Source organism: Pimelobacter simplex (genome assembly GCF_900114845.1).
Taxonomy (GTDB): Bacteria; Actinomycetota; Actinomycetes; order Propionibacteriales; family Nocardioidaceae; genus Nocardioides; species Nocardioides simplex.
Genome location: NZ_FOUK01000003.1, coordinates 608,471 through 625,105 on the forward strand (window position 1 = coordinate 608,471; position 16,635 = coordinate 625,105).

Sequence of the window (16,635 nt, forward strand, 5' to 3'; positions counted from 1 at the left end):
CCACACCCGTCGCGGACCTTGTTACATCCCCGAAACATGAGGGCAACGGCCGGAGGTCTTCTCGTCCGTAGCGTCTCGCTCCGAACACCGATCCGAGGGATGCGCCCGGCGCGCCCCGTGCGAGGAGCAGAGATGACCGCGAACGCCGTCCGCCTGGCCGCCATCAAGGACGCCCAGTCCTTCGAGGGCCCGGCCCCCTTCTTCGATGTCGCCGAGAAGACCGGCGAGATCTTCGGGGCGAACGTCTTCTCGCTCGCGGTCATGCAGAAGCGGCTGCCGAAGGCGGTCTTCAAGTCCGTCGCGGCGACCATCCAGAACGGCGAGAAGCTCGACCCGGCCGTCGCGGACCTCGTCGCCGCCGCGATGAAGGACTGGGCGATGGAGCGCGGCGTCACGCACTACGCGCACGTCTTCTACCCGCTGACCGGCCTGACCGCCGAGAAGCACGACTCCTTCCTCGAGCCGGTCGGCGACGGAACGGCGATCTGGGAGTTCTCCGGCAAGACCCTGATCCAGGGCGAGCCCGACGCGTCGTCCTTCCCGAACGGCGGCATCCGCGCGACGTTCGAGGCGCGCGGCTACACCGGCTGGGATGTCCAGTCGCCGGCGTACATCCTCGAGAACGCCAACGGCAACACCCTCTGCATCCCCACGATCTTCGTGTCGATGACCGGCGAGGCGCTCGACCACAAGACGCCGCTGCTGCGCTCGCAGGCCGCGATGGCCGCGCAGGCCCAGCGGGTGCTCGCGCTCTTCGGGCACCAGGACATCGACAACGTCGTGTCGTACTGCGGGCCCGAGCAGGAGTACTTCCTGATCGACTCGAGCTTCGTCAACGCGCGCCCCGACCTGCTCAACGCCGGCCGGACCCTCTTCGGCGCGAAGCCCCCCAAGGGCCAGGAGTTCGACGACCACTACTTCGGCGCGATCCCCGAGCGGGTCCTCGCGTTCATGCACGACACCGAGCGCGCGCTGTTCAAGCTCGGCATCCCCGCCAAGACCCGGCACAACGAGGTCGCTCCCGGCCAGTTCGAGATCGCGCCGGTGTTCGAGCGCGCCAACCTGGCCTCGGACCACCAGCAGCTGCTGATGAGCACCTTCCGCTCGATCGCCAAGCAGCACGGCATGGAGTGCCTCTTCCACGAGAAGCCGTTCGCCGGCGTCAACGGCTCGGGCAAGCACGTCAACTTCTCGTTCGGCAACGGCAACCAGGGCAACTTCCTCAACCCGGGCGACAACCCCCACGACAACGCGCAGTTCCTGGTCTTCTGCGCCGCGATCATCCGCGCCGTCCACCTGCACGGCGGACTGCTGCGGCTCACCGTCGCGTCGGCCGGCAACGACCACCGCCTGGGCGCCAACGAGGCCCCGCCGGCGATCATCTCGATCTTCCTCGGCGACCAGCTCGCCGACGTCTTCGACCAGATCGCCAAGGGCGGCGAGGCGACGAGCTCCAAGCAGCGGGGCATCCTGTCGGTCGGCGTCGACACCCTGCCCGACCTGGCCAAGGACGCCGGCGACCGCAACCGCACCTCGCCGTTCGCGTTCACCGGCAACCGCTTCGAGTTCCGCGCCGCGGGCTCCAACCAGACGGTCGCCGCCCCGATGGTCATCATCAACACGATCATGGCCGAGGCGCTCGACTTCGCCGCGACCGAGATCGAGGCCGCCGTCGCCGATGGCTCCGACTTCAACGACGCCGTCGCGGCGCTGCTGAAGAAGATCATCGAGCAGCACGGGGCGGTCATCTTCAACGGCAACGGCTACTCCGAGGAGTGGCACGCCGAGGCCGAGCAGCGCGGCCTGAAGAACCTCCGCACCACGGTCGACGCCCTCCCCGAGTGGCTCACCCCCGAGTCGAAGGAGCTCTTCTCGACGTACGGCGTCTTCAGCGAGGCCGAGCTCGAGTCGCGCTACGAGGTCGGCGTCGAGCAGTACGTCATGACCGTCGGCGTCGAGGCGAACCTGACCTCCGAGGTCGCCCGCACCATCGTGCTCCCGACCGCGCTCCGCTACCAGACCGAGCTCGCCCAGAACGTCGCCGCCCTCAAGGCCGCCGGCATCGAGGCCGACCTGACCACGCTCCAGAGCGTCTCCGCTCCCCTGGCCGACCTCACCGCGGCCCTCGCGGCGCTCGACACGGCCATCGCCGGCGCCCACGCGCACTCGGGGATCGCCGAGGCGGCGTACCTGCGCGACGTCGTCCTCACGGCGATGGCCGACGTCCGCACCGCGGCCGACGCGCTCGAGGCCGTCGTCGCCGACGACCTGTGGGCGCTGCCGACGTACCAGGAGATGCTCTACATCCGCTGACCGGGCCCGCCGGCGGGATCTGTAACACGGCCGAAACAATCCAGTGACGACCGGGAAACTGCCCGTTCGGTAGGTTGCTGGGAGTACGCAAGCCACGCGACGGAGGAACGAACGAATGTTCAACAACAGCGACGAGCTGCTCAAGTTCATCAAGGACGAGGGCGTCGAGATGGTCGACGTCCGGTTCTGCGACCTGCCCGGCGTCATGCAGCACTTCACCGTGCCGGTCTCGTCGTTCGACCAGTCGGTCTTCGACGACGGTCTGGGCTTCGACGGCTCCTCGATCCGCGGCTTCCAGGCCATCAACGAGTCGGACATGCAGCTCTTCCCCGACCCGACGACGGCGTACATCGACCCGTTCCGCAAGGCCAAGACGCTCAACGTCAACTTCTTCATCCACGACCCGATCACGGGCGAGGCCTACTCGCGCGACCCGCGCAACATCGCCAAGAAGGCGCTCGCGTACCTCGCCAGCACCGGCATCGCGGACACCGCCTTCTTCGCCCCCGAGGCCGAGTTCTACATCTTCGACAACGTCCGCTACTCGACGGGCGTCAACGAGGGCTACTACCACATCGACTCCGTCGAGGGCTGGTGGAACTCGGGCAAGGACGACGGCGAGAACAAGGGCTACAAGACCCGTCTCAAGGGCGGCTACTTCCCCGTCGAGCCCTACGACCACTACAGCGACCTGCGCGCCGACATGGTCAAGAACCTCGAGCTCTGCGGCCTCCACGTCGAGCGGGCCCACCACGAGGTCGGCACGGCCGGCCAGGCGGAGATCAACTACCGCTTCGACACGCTGCTCAAGGCCGCGGACGACGTGATGAAGTTCAAGTACCTCATCAAGAACACCGCCTGGGAGCAGGGCAAGTCCGTCACCTTCATGCCGAAGCCCATCTTCGGCGACAACGGCTCGGGCATGCACGTGCACTCGTCGCTCTGGAAGGACGGCTCGCCGCTCTTCTACGACGAGACCGGCTACGGCGGCCTCTCCGACCTCGCCCGCTGGTACATCGGCGGCATCCTGGCCCACGCCCCGGCCCTCCTCGCCTTCACCAACCCGACGGTGAACTCCTTCCACCGCCTGGTCCCCGGCTACGAGGCCCCCATCTCCCTGGTCTACTCCTCGCGCAACCGCTCGGCGTCCATCCGGATCCCGATCACCGGCAGCAACCCCAAGGCCAAGCGCGTCGAGGCCCGCTTCCCCGACCCGTCGGCGAACCCCTACCTCGCCTTCTCGGCCCTCATGCTCGCCGGCCTCGACGGCATCCAGAACAAGATCGAGCCGCCCGCCCCGGTCGACAAGGACATCTACGAGCTCCCGCCGGACGAGATGGCCGAGATCGCCCAGGTCCCGACCTCCCTCGGCGCCGTCCTCGAGGCGCTTGAGGCGGACCAGGAGTTCCTCACCGCCGGTGGGGTGTTCACTCCTGACCTGATCGAGACCTGGACGTCGTACAAGCGGGAGCACGAGATCGCTCCGGTGCAGCTGCGACCGCACCCGCATGAGTTCGAGCTGTACTACGACATCTGATCAGCGCGGTTCGCTGACCAGCGACGGCGTTTCCGCAGGGCATCTGACCTGCGGAAACGCCGTTCGTTGCTTTCCATCATTTTCATTGTGCGTGCTCTCGTGCCCCCACGGTGCGCGCCAGCGCGCTCGTTGACCGGACGAGGGCATGACATGGGTACATCCTGAGCGTGAAACCCGGATCGGCGTGCCCCAGGTGCTCCGATACGGCCTTGATGCTCGCGCCCTGTTCCAGCCAGGATGCGCACGCGTGTCGGAGTGCGTGCAGTCGTTAGTCGCTATGTGGGCAGTCTGGCAGCCCGTTCGTGCACATACTCAGGCTTCTGAGAAGTGCTCCTTTGGGCCCCGAAAGTGGCCTTGGTGATCCACGCCGCACTGGTGTCCGTGCAGTTTGCGGGTGCTGTGTTACGGAGAGCGCACCCGGGTCACGGGCACTAGCTGTTGATCTGGTGTGCGAAGTCCTCGAGGCGCGTTGTGAGTACGCGAACCCACTTCCGCGGATTCAGTGGGTCGCTGTTGTCGGCGCTTCTGAGAAAGTGCCCTGGACTCGTATGAAGGACTCCACTCAGTGCGGCCGTCGCCACTCCCAGCTTGGCCCGCGCATCTTGTGATCCATGCGCGATCGCGTGGCGTACGGCCGCGATGTTCTCGATCTCCGGCTGATTCGCGGTGACCACCGTTTCGATTGGGCAGGAGTCGAGCCAGCCCGATACCCGATTGATCACGGTCCGTGGGTTGTGCCAGAGCAGGTATGTACGGCTGTTGAATAGAACGGCCCGAGCGATCTGCTGCGTTCGAAAGGTGGTAACGCCGGGGGCCGCGAGGGGCGTATAGGTTGGCGTCCCCTTCCCCGCCATCAGCCTCACGCAGCTTGCCTCCAGATACTCCTCCCAGGCCGCGAAGATCCGCAAAAACGCCGCCTCGTACAGCGCCTCGAGCTGCGCGACAGTTAACTGTCGTCGCAGCTGCGACGTGGGCGCGGACGCAAGCCACAGTGACTCCGTCGCCGAAATGATGCGGATGCTCTCGTCAACAGACCGCTGAAAAGCCGCCAGTGGTAGCAGCATCGGGAGCCCTAGGCGACCGAAAGGTCCGCGCGCCGCCATAGCTCATGGAGGCGCGTTCTGCGAGGCGCCAGATTGTCAGTCTGGCCCGCCATCGCACCTAGGAAAATTCGGTCCACCGGAGGGACGGACTCGGGACGCGGCTTCGATGCAACCAGCTCGTCAAGAGCTTCCATCGCGTACCACAGCCTCCGAGCCGCCTGCGACGACAGTTCGACCAGGGGAGACTGTAGATCCCGCTCACGGGGCATGCCGTACATGCGGTGATAGACCGCCCCGAAGAGCGTGTAGAAGAGCACCGGCCTTCGAAACACGGTCGCGGGCAAAAGCTCCCCCACTGCGTCCGAAATGTTTGCTAGAACGTGCTCGAATCGAAAAACGGCCTCGTCGCGAGACAGCCAGTTCTGGGGCCGGTCGGGGCTATTAAGTTGCGCCTTGCTCGAGGGCCACCTGGCTGGCTCGTCGCCCCAGGACTCGTCAAGGTTTCGATAAAACTCATCCAAGCTAGTCTTCTTGTCCTGAAGCCCGTCCAGCTCGAGCGCAAAGAGCTCGCTCGTGAGCTCGGCCTCGCCCATCCGAGCAATGGCACGCTCCGACAGGATCTTGTGCGTTCGCCAGAACTCAAGGTGGCGGTATGAAGACTCGTAGACAGCTGTTTTGAACTGCCCGAAGTACTTTCCATTGCGTAGTTCCTGGCGAGACAAGCCTTCGGAGTAAGTATTCAACCGCGCGAAGATCTCGAGGACCTCAGGATCGCTTAGACCCTGGTACTGATAGACACTGAACTTGTAGTAAAAGAGCCTGTCGCGCACCTCGGCGGGAAGCTCGTCTAGAGAGCGCCCAGCCCACTCGGACTGCAGCGCGCGGGACAGCGCAAACCGACCTCCGATGAAGTCGAAAAGCGCTCTGAGGCGCTGCTGACCGTCAATGATCTCGCGTCTTGTCGACCGCTGACCGGGGCCGATGAGGCGGATATGTAGAGGGGGCACAGGAAACTCACGAAGAATTGAGTCCACGAAGTACGAGCGCGCCGCCGTCGTCCAGACCGGACGTCGCTGAAACTTCGGACTTAGTTCGAGCTCCCCTTGCTCGTACCACGCGAAGAGGTCGAAGGCGGTATAGGTCGTCAGGCCATAGTCGACGGGCATGCGCGCAGACTACAGACGCTCTGCGCCGCACGAGGACACCTGACACAGCACGCCGAGGAACGCCCCAGCAGGTAGCGAATCAACGGCAGCGCTTACGAGTTCCGGTAGAAGGTCGTCGTCGGGCACGTCGTTGATACTAGGGACGGCCGGTTCGGGGTGCGCGAGACGATGCTCAACCTCGGCGGCTCAACTTTGATCCTGGCTCTTTGCTGCTCGACGATCGACCCGCTTCATTCCGCCGCGATCGACGCTCCCCGTGAGTCATCCGTTCAAGATCCGCAGCGCGGTCTGGCCTTCGGCACGAGCATGGGCAGGCAGTGTTCGCCATTGGGAGGCCGCGTCCGGAAGAGCACGCGCCAGCGTGTGGAGTCGGGCGCGGTCTGAGCCGGCGAACTGCTCCCGCTCGGCGTAAGGATCGTCGATGACCGCAAGGAGGAGCGCGGCGTCCTGGAGATGACGTTCCCGATCGCGGGAGTCGGTCTGGTACGCGGCGGCCTTGAGGATGACGGCGCCGAAGGGCGACGGAACGCTCACCATGGTGGTGCGACCGTCAGCGATCTGGAGCCGTGCGTTGATCGTGCGACGTAGCGCTTGCGTGCCGCCCTCGATGGCGACCATCGCTCGACCTCGGAGCTTCTCGATCCGCGATGCGACATGGTCGGCGACGAGGACGTCGACCACGTCGGGAGCGTCAGTGACGACGTCGACCGTCGAGTCCCCTCGCTTGAAGCGGTGGGCTGTGTTGCTCCGTGGGTCGATCGATGGAGCAAGGACGTATCCGAGCGACTCGAGAGCCCGGGCGGTCTCCGCCGCAACCCCGCGGGTGGTCTCGACGTGGAGGACGATGTCGACGTCGTTGGTGGGGCGTACGGCATCGATCCCCGCACGGATGCCGTGCAGCTGAGCCATCAGACCGCCGACGAGGGTCCACCTGTCGTGAGGCAGCACGGCCTCGATCTCGGCGACATTCGGCCACGGCGCACCCCACCCACCAGCAGGCGTGGCGACGTCGATGGTCGGCCGGTCAGCCACGGAACTCCCCCAGCGCCCGATCGACTACGTCGGTTCCGGCGCGACGCTCGCGGACGTCCATGGACTCGGCCAGGTCGAGCGCGGCCAGGACATCACCGGTGCTGACGAGGTCGCGCACCACATCGAGGTCCATCGAGGTCCCGCGAAGGGTCACGCTCCCGGTGTCGTCGCGCATCAAGCCATGACGCGCTACGACCGCCTGCAGGTCTGTGGTGGCCAGGTAGCCGTCGATCGCGGTGGTCGCCGCCAACCCCAGTCGGGCTGCTGCGGACGACGTGTCGACGACGTCGGCGCGCAACCGCTCGCCCGCGCTGCGATGCGCGACGTATCGACTGACCACGGCGCGCCCTCGGGCACGCTCGACCAGCTCCTCTGCTCCGAGGGCACGGAGTCGTCCTCGGAGGCGGGAGCGCTGGCTCTCGCCCAGCCATGTCGCCGCTCGTCCGGACAGCAGCGCCACCGCGGCCCACGCCGTCGACTCCGCCCAGGGCCGGGTGTGCGAGCCGCGCCGGACGGCCAGCAGGCGCTCGACCGAGGTCTCGTCGACCACGCCGCGGGCCAACGACCGCAGCTCACCGCGCGCGACCAGGTGCTGGACCTGCCGCGTCGAGACACCGAGCCGCTCGGCGGCCTCGGAGACGGCGAGCAGTGACATGACATACATGTTCGCTTAGGCGAAGTTGTCCGTCAATATGTGCCCTGGCGGCTACTCCTGCGGCGGCCGACCATTGCTGATGATGAGCGGCCACTCCTCGTGCGCGAGCACCTGCCGGATCGACTCGTCCGCAGGTGACTCGCTGTCGAAGGGGATGACCAGGGTGGCCTCATCGTTGATGGCGGCGAGCTGGTCGGGCTCGGCGGGGAGGGGGGCGCTGGCCAGGAGGCGGGCTCCGTCGATCGATGCGGGGAGCTCGTCGGCGGGGAGGTCCAGGCGGGCGAGCGTCTCGTCCCAGGCGTGCACGCTGACGGTGACCACGCCGTCGGACAGGTCGCGCTCGGTCCAGGCGTCCGTGGCGATGACGTACAGGACGTCGTCGCCCTCGTGCCCCAGGTCGCCCAGACGTACGACGGCCCGGTCGCCGAGCGAGCCGTCGGCGTCGACGAGCAGGGTCAGCTCGGGCACGTCCGGGCGCTCGGCGTCGCCGCCGGTGATCCACCTCAGCTCTGCCATGGGCACAGGTTAGTGGCGGTCGCTGCAACCAACCTCTCCCCCGTCGCGTCTAGAGGTGGACAGGTACCGACCGGTGCCTTGCACACCACCTGCGACCTCGGGAGCAACGGCCATGCCGCAGCAGTCGGACGACGACTTCGCCGAGTGGATGGGCGCGCGCCAGGCGGCGCTGCAACGTACGGCGTACCTGCTGGCCGGCGACCACCACACGGCCGAGGACCTCGTGGCGACGACGCTCGCCAAGGTCTACCTCGCGTGGGACCGCATCGACCGGCGCGAGGCCGTCGACGCCTATGCCCGGCGCATCCTGCTGAACGAGAACAACTCGCTGTGGCGCCGGGCCTGGCGCCGGCGGGAGGTCACCAGCGATGAGCTGCCCGACTGGATCGCGCACCACGACGACCACGACGAGGGGTCGGCCGCGGAGGTGTGGCGGCTCCTCGCCACGTTGCCGCCGCGCCAGCGGTCCGTCCTGGTGCTGCGCTACTACGAGCAGCTGAGTGAGGCGGAGATCGCGGAGGCGCTCGGGGTCGCCACCGGCACCGTCAAGTCCCAGGCCAGCCGCGCACTGGCCGCCCTGCGGGAGCGCGTGCCCGCCCTCGGTCTGGAGATGAACCGATGAACCTCGAAGACGTCATGACCGCCCACGCCGACCGAGCCGGCGAGCCGGTGCTCACCCTGCGCGACGTTCAGCAGCGGGCGCAGCGGATCCAGCGGCGCCGGCGCACCGCTGCTGCGGTCGTGGTGGGTGCGGCGGTCGCGGCCATCGTCCTGCCGGCGACGCTGCTGGCCGGCGGTCACCCCGACTCCGCACCGCGGCCGGGGCCCGCGTCGTCCGGCCCCTCGATCAACGCGGACGCGGTCCAGCAGGACCCGCTCGACATGCGGATCGCGCGGGCCGAGGCCGGTGGGGCGCCGCCCACGGTCGCGTGGATCGAGGGCCGGACCCTGCACCGGCTCGACGGCTCCACGGTCCGGCTCGGGCACGACTACGACGAGCTCGACGTCGTCGGCGGGAACACCTATCTCGCCGTCCGCCGCGGGAACGAAGCCGAGACCGACGGCAGCAGTCTCGACGAGATCGGCGCCGACGGGAGCGTGGTCAGCACCCGCCTGGTCACTCCCACAGGACAGGCATCGGTGGTGACGTCGGCCGACCGCACGGTCGCCGCCTGGACGACGCCCGACGGCAAGGTCCAGGTCTGGGACCGGGACGGCGAGCGGACGCTCGCGAGCACCGGACAGACCAGCTGGACCGGCAACGCGGTCGCCGTCTTCGGCTCACAAACCTGCGGAGACCCCGGTGACGGCTGCCGGGTCGTGGTCAACCCTCCCGACGGTGACCCCGTGGCCTACACCAACGACGGCAGCGAGCCGGTCGGCGGCAACTTCTTGAACATCCTCACGATGTCACCCGACGGCGAGCTGGTGGCCGGCAACCGCGGTGACAACGATGGGGTGACCGCGTGCACGACGGTGTGGGACATGCAGGACGACAAGGACCTGCACCGCTGCCAGACCACCCCCTTCGGCTTCTCCCCCGACGGCCGGCACACCACCGAGTACGCCCCGCAACGCGACGGCGAGCCCGCGTGGATCGACATCCGCGACGCCCGCACCGGCGAGCTGGCCGCGAAGATCGTGGCCCGAGGCGACTCCGACACCAGCAACATCGAGCCCGTCGCCTGGGAGGACGCCCGCCACTACCTGGTGGTCGCGCTCCACCAGGGCCGATGGCTGCTCCTGCGCGGCGATCTCGACGGTCGCCTCGAGATCGTCGAAGGACCGACCGACGGTCCGAACGCCCAGCAGCCCTACGAGTCGCCCTACGTGATCGCGCGCTGAGGCGTGCCACACTGAGCCGCCCCCAGCCCGCTTCCCCCCAGCCGAGGAGTGTCGATGCCGAAGGTCGTCCTGCTGCTGGTCCTGGCGCTGGCCGGCGCGTCGGTCTCGTTGGCGTCGCCCGCAGCCGCCGAGGACGGGCAGGCCGGGCCGCCGAGCGCGTTCGTCGTGGGCAACCTGGGGCTCTACACCGTCAAGCCCGAGGTACGGCTCTACCTGGACCGCGGTGCCGTCGAGGCGCCTGGCTCCGCGGAGGGCGAGCTGCTCTCGTGGGACGTTCAGGTGCTGCGTGCGGACATGCGCGCGACGGCCCCTCCTGCCTGGCAGACGGCGTTCAACGGGACGACGGTTCGCCAGCACCGGCTCCCGATCGGATCGGGTCAGGTCCTCTGCGTACGAGCGCGCCAGCACATCTGGGGAATGACCAGCGACTGGTCGGAGCGGATGTGCGTCGTGCGGGCGCGGGACGACGAGGACCTGCGCCGCAAGGGCCCGGCCAAGGTGGTCCGTGACCGGCACTACGCCGACGGTCGCGCGTCGGTGCTCCGGCCCCGGACCAGGGTGCTGGTGCCCGGAGTGCCGGCCGGAGCGAGGTACGGCCCGGTCTTCACCGACCGCGGCATTCGCCCAGACGGCACGGTGTGCGCCGATCCGACATGGCGGATCCGCGGTCAGCGCATGCCCGGCCGCGCAAACGGAGTGACGACCGATCCGCTCGACCTCTGGTTCCACCGCACCAAGGTGGCGGGCACCGCCGTGCTCCGCTCGGAGCGGTGGGACGCGTGCCCGATCGGCGGCTTCGTCGTCGTACCGACCTGGATGCCGCAGTAGCGATGCCCACCCAGTGGTCCGGCGTCGGCCGGCTGCGACCGGGCCTCCTCGAGCTCGAGGGTCCGCTGGGCAGCCTGCCGCGCCACGCCCACCACTCCGTCCAGGTGGCGGTCGCCAGCGAGGGCTCCTTCGTCATCGAGGACGGCGACGGGCGCCGGCGCCGGACGACGGCGGCGATCGTCCCCGCGGGTCAGCCGCACGCGTTCCACGCCGCGGAGGCGTGGGGTCGGGTGACGCACGTCGAGCCGGAGTCGTCGTGGGGAGCCGAGCTGGCGAGCCTGGTCGAGGAGCCGGACGATGCCGACGCCTGGCACCGTGCCGGGCAGCGCTGGAAGGACGGGCGCCCCCAAGCACCGGAGGCAATGGGCGCCGGGCAGCCGCGGCACCCGGGCCTGGTCGCCGCGCTCGCCGTCCTCCGGGACGACCTGGACCAGCAGCCCGTCCGGCTGCGGGACGTCGCCGCGGCGGTGCACCTCTCCGAGAGCCGGCTGTCCCACCTGTTCGCCGAGGAGCTCGGCATCACCTTCCGGGCGTACGTCCGCTGGCTCCGGCTGCTGCGGGCGACGGCCGCGGTCGCCGAGGGCGGGACGCTGACCGAGGCCGCGCACCGGGCAGGGTTCACGGACAGCTCGCACCTGACCCGGACGTGCCGCCGCACGTTCGGCAGCACGCCGACCGCGTTCGGCGCGATCCGCTGGGAGATCCGGGCGGACTAGCAGGTTGGTCGAATCGCCGGCCAGCGAGGAGCGACGAGGCTCGGGGCGTGACCGACTCCCCCACCGCCGCCTTCCTGACGCCCGAGTCCGGCGGGCCCCGGCTCGCCACCCTGCGCTGGACGCCGCTCGGGCAGCCGCGTGCCAGCGTCGTCCTGCTGCACGGGCTCGGTGAGCACGCCGCCCGGTACGACGGCACGGCCCGGCTCCTGACCGCGGCCGGGTTTGCGGTGCTCGCCGTCGACCACGAGGGCTTCGGGCGGTCCGGGGGACGTCGCGGCGACGTCCGGTACGCCCCCACGGCGCGGGCCGTCGACCGGCTCGTCGCGCAGGAGCGCGAACGGACCGGCGGGGCGCCGGTGGTGCTGTACGGCCACAGTCTCGGCGGGCTCTACGCCTTCCTCTACGCGGCGGACCGGCCGGACGCGGACCTCGCCGCGGTGGTGGTGACCGGGCCCGCCTTCGACTCGGAGCTGCGGAGGCAGCGGCTCAAGGTGGCGGTGGTCCGGAGCCTCGGCCGGGTTCGGCCCACCCTGTCGTTGGCGAACGGGCTCAGGTTCGACCGGGTCAACCGCGACCCCGCGGTCGTCGCCGAGCGGGCCGGGGACCCGCTGGTCCACGGCCGGGCGACGGCCCGGTTCGCGCTCGACGTCCTGGCGCAGATGGACCGGGTGCCCGCCGCGGCCGGCCGGGTCGCCGTGCCGCTGCTGGTGGTGCACGGGGACGCCGACCCCGTCAACCCGCTCGCCGCCAGCCGCGCGGTGGTCGACCTCGTGCCGTCCGCGACGCTGCGGACCTGGCCCGGCGGCTACCACGGCCTGGAGGAGGAGCGTGAGGGTCCCGACGTGCTCGCCGAGGTCGTCGCCTGGATCGACCACGCGCTGCAGCGATGAGAACGGACGCCGGCGCGAGTCCGCACCCGGTATGAGACGGCTTCGGTATGCGATCAACGTGACCCTCGACGGCTGTGTCCACCACGAGGCGGGGATCCCGCCGGACGAGGAGGCGATGCAGTTCTGGACCGACGAGATGGAGCGCGCCGGCGCGCTGCTCTACGGCCGGGTCACCTACGAGATGATGGAGTCGGCCTGGCGGCGGCCGGTCTCGGGCCCGTGGCCCGACTGGATGGACACCTGGGAGGTGCCGTTCGCCGAGGCCATCGACCGCGCGCCGAAGCACGTCGTGTCGAGCACGCTGAGCGACGTCGACTGGAATGCCGAGCTGGTCCGCGGCGACCTCGGCGCGGCCGTCCAGCGGCTCAAGGACGAGCCCGGCGAGGGCGACCTGTTCGCGGGCGGCGTCACGCTCCCCCTGGCGCTGGCGGACCTCGGCCTGATCGACGAGTACGTCTTCGTCGTGCAGCCGGTCATCGCCGGGCACGGGCCGACGCTGTTCGCCGGGCTGCGCGAGCGCGTGCAGCTCGAGCTCGTCGACCGGCACGGGTTCGCGTCGGGAGCGCTGGTGCTGCGCTACCGTCCGGCGGCCGCGACGGGCTGACCCGGTAGCGTCCGGGGGTGGCCAGCTCCCGTCGTACCAGCACGCGGCGGCGCCGTGCCGCCCCGCGCAGGAGCGGGCCGCGGCCGCTGCCGTTCGCGGGGCCGGGTGAGCGGCTGTGGGTGCTCGACGTCCCCTACGGGACGCAGGTCGAGGGCGCTGCCTGGCACTCCGCCGTCAAGACCCACCTGTACGTCGGCCGCGCGCTCCCCGCGCACCTGCAGCCCTACGCACCCGGCCCCTACACGCTCGGCCGGTTCATCGAGAACACCCTCAACCCCGACGACCCCACGCCCGCGCCCGAGCCGACGGACGCGCTCGAGCCCCGGCGGATCCAGTTCGAGGCGGCCGACGCGATCGCGGCGCGGGCGGAGGCGGGCGGACGCCTGTTCCTGCTGGCCGACGAGCCCGGTGTGGGCAAGACGATCTCGGCGGTCCTCGGGGCGACGGCGGTCGGCAGCCTCCGGGGCGCGCGGCGGGTGCTCGTCGTCGCCGACCGGCCCGCGGCGATCACCATCGGCCACTGGTGCCGGACGATCACCGCGCTCGGCGACGGCGGTCTCGAGTGGGTCGTCATCACCTGGGACCGTCTGGAGAAGGTCAAGGACCACACCTGGGACGTGATCATCGCCGACGAGGCGCACGCGCTGCGGCGCACCACGACCAAGCGGTGGAAGCTCTGGGCGCGGATCTCCGGGCACGCCAAGGCGCACGACAAGGCGCCGTTCGTCATCGCGACGACGGCGACGCCCGGGCACACGCCGCTCGAGCTGCCGTACCTCGCGCCGGCCTACGCCCAGGTCCTGGGCGAGACGATGAAGGACTGGACCACGGCGACCCAGCCGGGCGCGACGTTCGCGGCCGCGCTCGAGCGCCACGGCGTCGGTGTGGAGCAGGGGCGGTACGGCGCCTCGTGGACCACCGACCCGGCCCGCCGCGCGGCCGACCTCGAGCTGGTGCGCGGCTGGCTCGCCGAGGACCAGCCGCCGGCGATGCTGCACCGGGCGGCGCCCTGGGGACCGGTGCCGATCTCGGGGATGCCGGTGACGCTCACGCCGGCGGAGCGGACGGCGTACGAGGCGGAGTGGGGTGAGTTCTGCCGCGAGATGGACCTCGCCCGGCGGGGCCGCAACGTCGCGAAGGGGCGGGCCGCGCTGCTGCGCTTCCGGCAGAAGGCCGGACTGATCCGGGTCGACTCGACCGTCGACTGGATCGTCCAGCAGGTGCAGGCCGAGCGCCAGGTGGCGTGCTCGGTCGAGTTCGTCGCCACCGCCGCCGACCCGATCGCCGACCGGCTCCGCGACGCCGGGATCGCCGTCGCCTCGATCTACGGCCGGGACCGGTTCGACGTCGAGGCGGAGCGGCTGCGCTTCCAGACCGGCGAGGCGAAGGTCTGCGTCTTCACGACGGTCGCGTCGATCAGCCTCCACGCCGGCGAGACCCTCGCCGACGGCCGGCAGGCGAGCACCGAGCCGCGGGTCGGCGTCTTCCACCAGGCCCGCTTCTCGGGCATCGCCGGGCGCCAGGTGACCGGCCGCACCCACCGCGACCACCAGGTCTCGCCGTGGCACATCGCGTACGCCGAGGGCACGGTCGAGGAGCAGGTCGGCAAGGTGATGGTGGAGCGGATCGCCGCGGCCGCCGACACCGTCGGCAGCGACACCACCGGGCTCGCCGACCTCGCCGAGCTGCTCGGCGCGGACTGGCTGCCGGCGTCATCCCTGACCGAGGACGGCGCCTGAGCGACGCGGCGGCCTCATCCCGGCGTCGCGTACGCCGCCACGCCGGTGTCGAGGATGACGCAGGCCTCGTCGCCGACGGTCCACGCGTCGTGACCGGGGTCGAGGTCGATGACGTCGCCCGGGCCGATGTCGAACTCGTCGCCGTCGTCCGGCTTGATGGTCATCCTGCCGGAGACGCAGATGCCGGTGTGGTGGACCTGGCAGGAGTCGGTGCCGGCGATGGGCTTGACGTCGTCGGACCAGCGCCAGCCGGGCTCGAAGGTACCGCGGCCGAGGGTGAACTCGCCGAGGGTGACGACGTCCATGTGGCCGTGGTCCTGGAAGGGCCGGCGCTCGTGCGGGGTGTCGATGCTGTGCTTGTCGGACATGAGGCTCTCCAGTTGTCAGACGGTCGCGCGGGGGCGGATGTTCTGGTTGCCGGCGAAGACGTTGCGCGGGTCGTACTCGGACTTGATCCCGACCAGGCGCTCGTACTTGGCGTCGCCGAACGCGGCCTTGATGCGGTCGTCGCCCTCGGCGCCGATGAAGTTGAGGTAGACGCCACCGGTGGTGAAGGGCGCGTTGGCGCGGCGGTAGTCGCGGACCCACGCGATGTTCGCCTCGTCGTCGGCGGGGTCCTCCCAGGTCGCGAACGGGTGGCTCACCCAGCGAGCGGCGCGCTGGCTGAGCGGCGTCGCGTCGGCGTCCACGCGGGCGAGGGCGCCGCCCCAGGGCAGCAGCAGGTGCTGGGTCATCGGTGAGGGACGGCGGGCGCCGGCGTCGAGGAAGACGTCGAGGGCCGCGTCGGGGAAGTCGTCGTGGTAGTCGGCGCTCCAGTACTGCCGCAGGCCCGGCGGGTCGTCGATCATCGACTGCAGCTGGGCATAGGGCATCGGGCCGACCAGGTCGACCTCCGGGGACAGGTCGCGCAGGACCTTCATGAGCTCCGCGCCTGTCGCGTGGTCGCCGTTCCAGCAGACCGCGACCGCGACCAGCGGCTCCCCCTGCAGGTGCGGCGGGATGAACTCCTCCGGTGGACCGCTGATGACGACCAGCGCGCTGCCGAGCTCGTCCGGCGCCGTGTCGGCCCAGTCCCGGTAGGCCGGCGCCACGTCAGCGGCGCGGTCGAAGGGCCACGCCATGAGGCCGCCGAGGATCATCGGGCCGACCGGGTGCAGCCGGAACTCCAGTGCGGTCACCACCCCGAAGTTGCCGCCCCCGCCCTTGCTCGCCCACAGCAGGTCCTGGTGCTGGCTCTCGTCGGCACGGATCTCGCGGCCGTCGGCGGTCACCAGCTCGAGCGCCAGCAGGTTGTCGCAGCTCAGCCCGTGCTGGCGCTCCAGCCAGCCCGAGCCACCACCGAGGGTCAGCCCGGCGACACCCGTGGTGGAGACCCGGCCGCCGGTGGTCGCCAGCCCGTGCTCCTGGGCCGCCGCGTCGAACTCACCCCACGTGCACCCGGCAGCCACCCGTGCCCGCCGGGCGTCCGGATCGATCTCGACGCCCTTCATCGCGCGGACGTCGATGACCAGCCCGTCGTCGTTGGTCGACTGCCCGGCCACCGAGTGCCCGCCCGAGCGGACGGCGACCGCGAGGCCGTCGGCGGCAGCGCGCTCCAGCGCCTCCTTGACGTCGCCCGGGCTGGCGCAGGACGCGATCAGCCGCGGCCTCTTGTCGATCATCGCGTTGAACAGCGCGCGCTGCTCGTCGTACTCGGGCTCGGTCGGCCCGCACCACCGTGTCATGTCGGCCTCCTGGTGGTCCCCAGGCCC

General features: G+C 70.2%; 16 protein-coding genes. 9 read left to right on the top strand and 7 right to left on the bottom strand.

The window, feature by feature from the left end; all coding sequences use genetic code 11:
* The first annotated feature begins 132 nt into the window (after positions 1-132).
* Both BM223_RS15720 and glnA read left to right on the top strand, forming a co-directional pair.
* Entirely contained in the window at positions 133-2,313 is a 2,181-nt protein-coding gene (locus tag BM223_RS15720) for a glutamine synthetase III family protein (protein ID WP_038679598.1), read from the top strand.
* Positions 2,314-2,428: 115 nt separating this feature from the next.
* Entirely contained in the window at positions 2,429-3,850 is a 1,422-nt protein-coding gene (gene glnA, locus BM223_RS15725) for a type I glutamate--ammonia ligase (protein WP_038679601.1), read from the top strand.
* Positions 3,851-4,281: 431 nt separating this feature from the next.
* On the opposite strand, the gene BM223_RS15730 is transcribed toward glnA, so the two are convergent.
* From BM223_RS15730 to BM223_RS15750, 5 genes are all read right to left on the bottom strand, one after another.
* Entirely contained in the window at positions 4,282-4,914 is a 633-nt protein-coding gene (locus BM223_RS15730) for a hypothetical protein (RefSeq protein ID WP_141267670.1), read from the bottom strand.
* An 8-nt stretch (positions 4,915-4,922) separates the two neighbouring features.
* Positions 4,923-6,059 (bottom strand): GmrSD restriction endonuclease domain-containing protein, encoded by a 1,137-nt coding sequence (locus tag BM223_RS15735; protein ID WP_038679604.1) that lies wholly within the window; start codon positions 6,057-6,059, stop codon positions 4,923-4,925.
* Positions 6,060-6,320: 261 nt separating this feature from the next.
* Positions 6,321-7,091 carry a hypothetical protein gene (locus tag BM223_RS15740; protein ID WP_038679606.1) on the bottom strand — a complete coding sequence of 257 codons (771 nt, stop codon included), beginning with the start codon at positions 7,089-7,091 and terminating at the stop codon, positions 6,321-6,323.
* The gene (locus tag BM223_RS15745) at positions 7,084-7,746 is read right to left on the bottom strand and encodes a hypothetical protein (protein WP_141267673.1); all 663 of its coding nucleotides are present in this window, start codon (positions 7,744-7,746) and stop codon (positions 7,084-7,086) included. The genes BM223_RS15740 and BM223_RS15745 overlap by 8 nt, the downstream gene beginning before the upstream one ends.
* Before the next feature lie 51 nt (positions 7,747-7,797).
* A complete protein-coding gene (locus tag BM223_RS15750) occupies positions 7,798-8,262 on the bottom strand; it encodes a hypothetical protein (RefSeq protein ID WP_038679609.1) in 465 nt (154 codons plus the stop codon).
* Between the two features lie 112 nt (positions 8,263-8,374).
* On the opposite strand from BM223_RS15750, the gene BM223_RS15755 reads away from it, so the two are divergent.
* From BM223_RS15755 to BM223_RS15785, 7 genes are read left to right on the top strand one after another with little or no spacing between them, the layout of a single operon-like run.
* Positions 8,375-8,884 carry a SigE family RNA polymerase sigma factor gene (locus tag BM223_RS15755; RefSeq protein ID WP_038679611.1) on the top strand — a complete coding sequence of 170 codons (510 nt, stop codon included), beginning with the start codon at positions 8,375-8,377 and terminating at the stop codon, positions 8,882-8,884.
* Positions 8,881-10,107: a WD40 repeat domain-containing protein gene (locus tag BM223_RS15760; RefSeq protein WP_038679613.1), complete on the top strand. Its 1,227-nt coding sequence runs from the start codon at positions 8,881-8,883 to the stop codon at positions 10,105-10,107. Before BM223_RS15755 ends, BM223_RS15760 begins: the two co-directional genes overlap by 4 nt.
* Positions 10,108-10,161: 54 nt before the next feature.
* Positions 10,162-10,935, top strand: coding sequence for a hypothetical protein (locus BM223_RS29075; RefSeq protein ID WP_038679615.1), 774 nt, complete (start codon positions 10,162-10,164; stop codon positions 10,933-10,935).
* A gap of 2 nt (positions 10,936-10,937) precedes the next feature.
* Entirely contained in the window at positions 10,938-11,651 is a 714-nt protein-coding gene (locus BM223_RS15770; RefSeq protein WP_052138738.1) for a helix-turn-helix transcriptional regulator, read from the top strand.
* Positions 11,652-11,698: 47 nt separating this feature from the next.
* Positions 11,699-12,541 carry an alpha/beta fold hydrolase gene (locus BM223_RS15775; RefSeq protein ID WP_052138741.1) on the top strand — a complete coding sequence of 281 codons (843 nt, stop codon included), beginning with the start codon at positions 11,699-11,701 and terminating at the stop codon, positions 12,539-12,541.
* A gap of 31 nt (positions 12,542-12,572) precedes the next feature.
* Positions 12,573-13,145, top strand: a complete 573-nt coding sequence (locus BM223_RS15780) for a dihydrofolate reductase family protein (RefSeq protein WP_038679617.1) — start codon at positions 12,573-12,575, stop codon at positions 13,143-13,145.
* A 17-nt stretch (positions 13,146-13,162) separates the two neighbouring features.
* Positions 13,163-14,884 (top strand): DEAD/DEAH box helicase, encoded by a 1,722-nt coding sequence (locus BM223_RS15785; protein ID WP_038679619.1) that lies wholly within the window; start codon positions 13,163-13,165, stop codon positions 14,882-14,884.
* A gap of 14 nt (positions 14,885-14,898) precedes the next feature.
* On the opposite strand, the gene BM223_RS15790 is transcribed toward BM223_RS15785, so the two are convergent.
* Both BM223_RS15790 and BM223_RS15795 read right to left on the bottom strand, forming a co-directional pair.
* Positions 14,899-15,252, bottom strand: coding sequence for a cupin domain-containing protein (locus BM223_RS15790; protein WP_038679620.1), 354 nt, complete (start codon positions 15,250-15,252; stop codon positions 14,899-14,901).
* 15 nt (positions 15,253-15,267) lie between these two features.
* Positions 15,268-16,608: an FAD-binding oxidoreductase gene (locus BM223_RS15795; protein WP_038679622.1), complete on the bottom strand. Its 1,341-nt coding sequence runs from the start codon at positions 16,606-16,608 to the stop codon at positions 15,268-15,270.
* Positions 16,609-16,635: the final 27 nt, after the last annotated feature.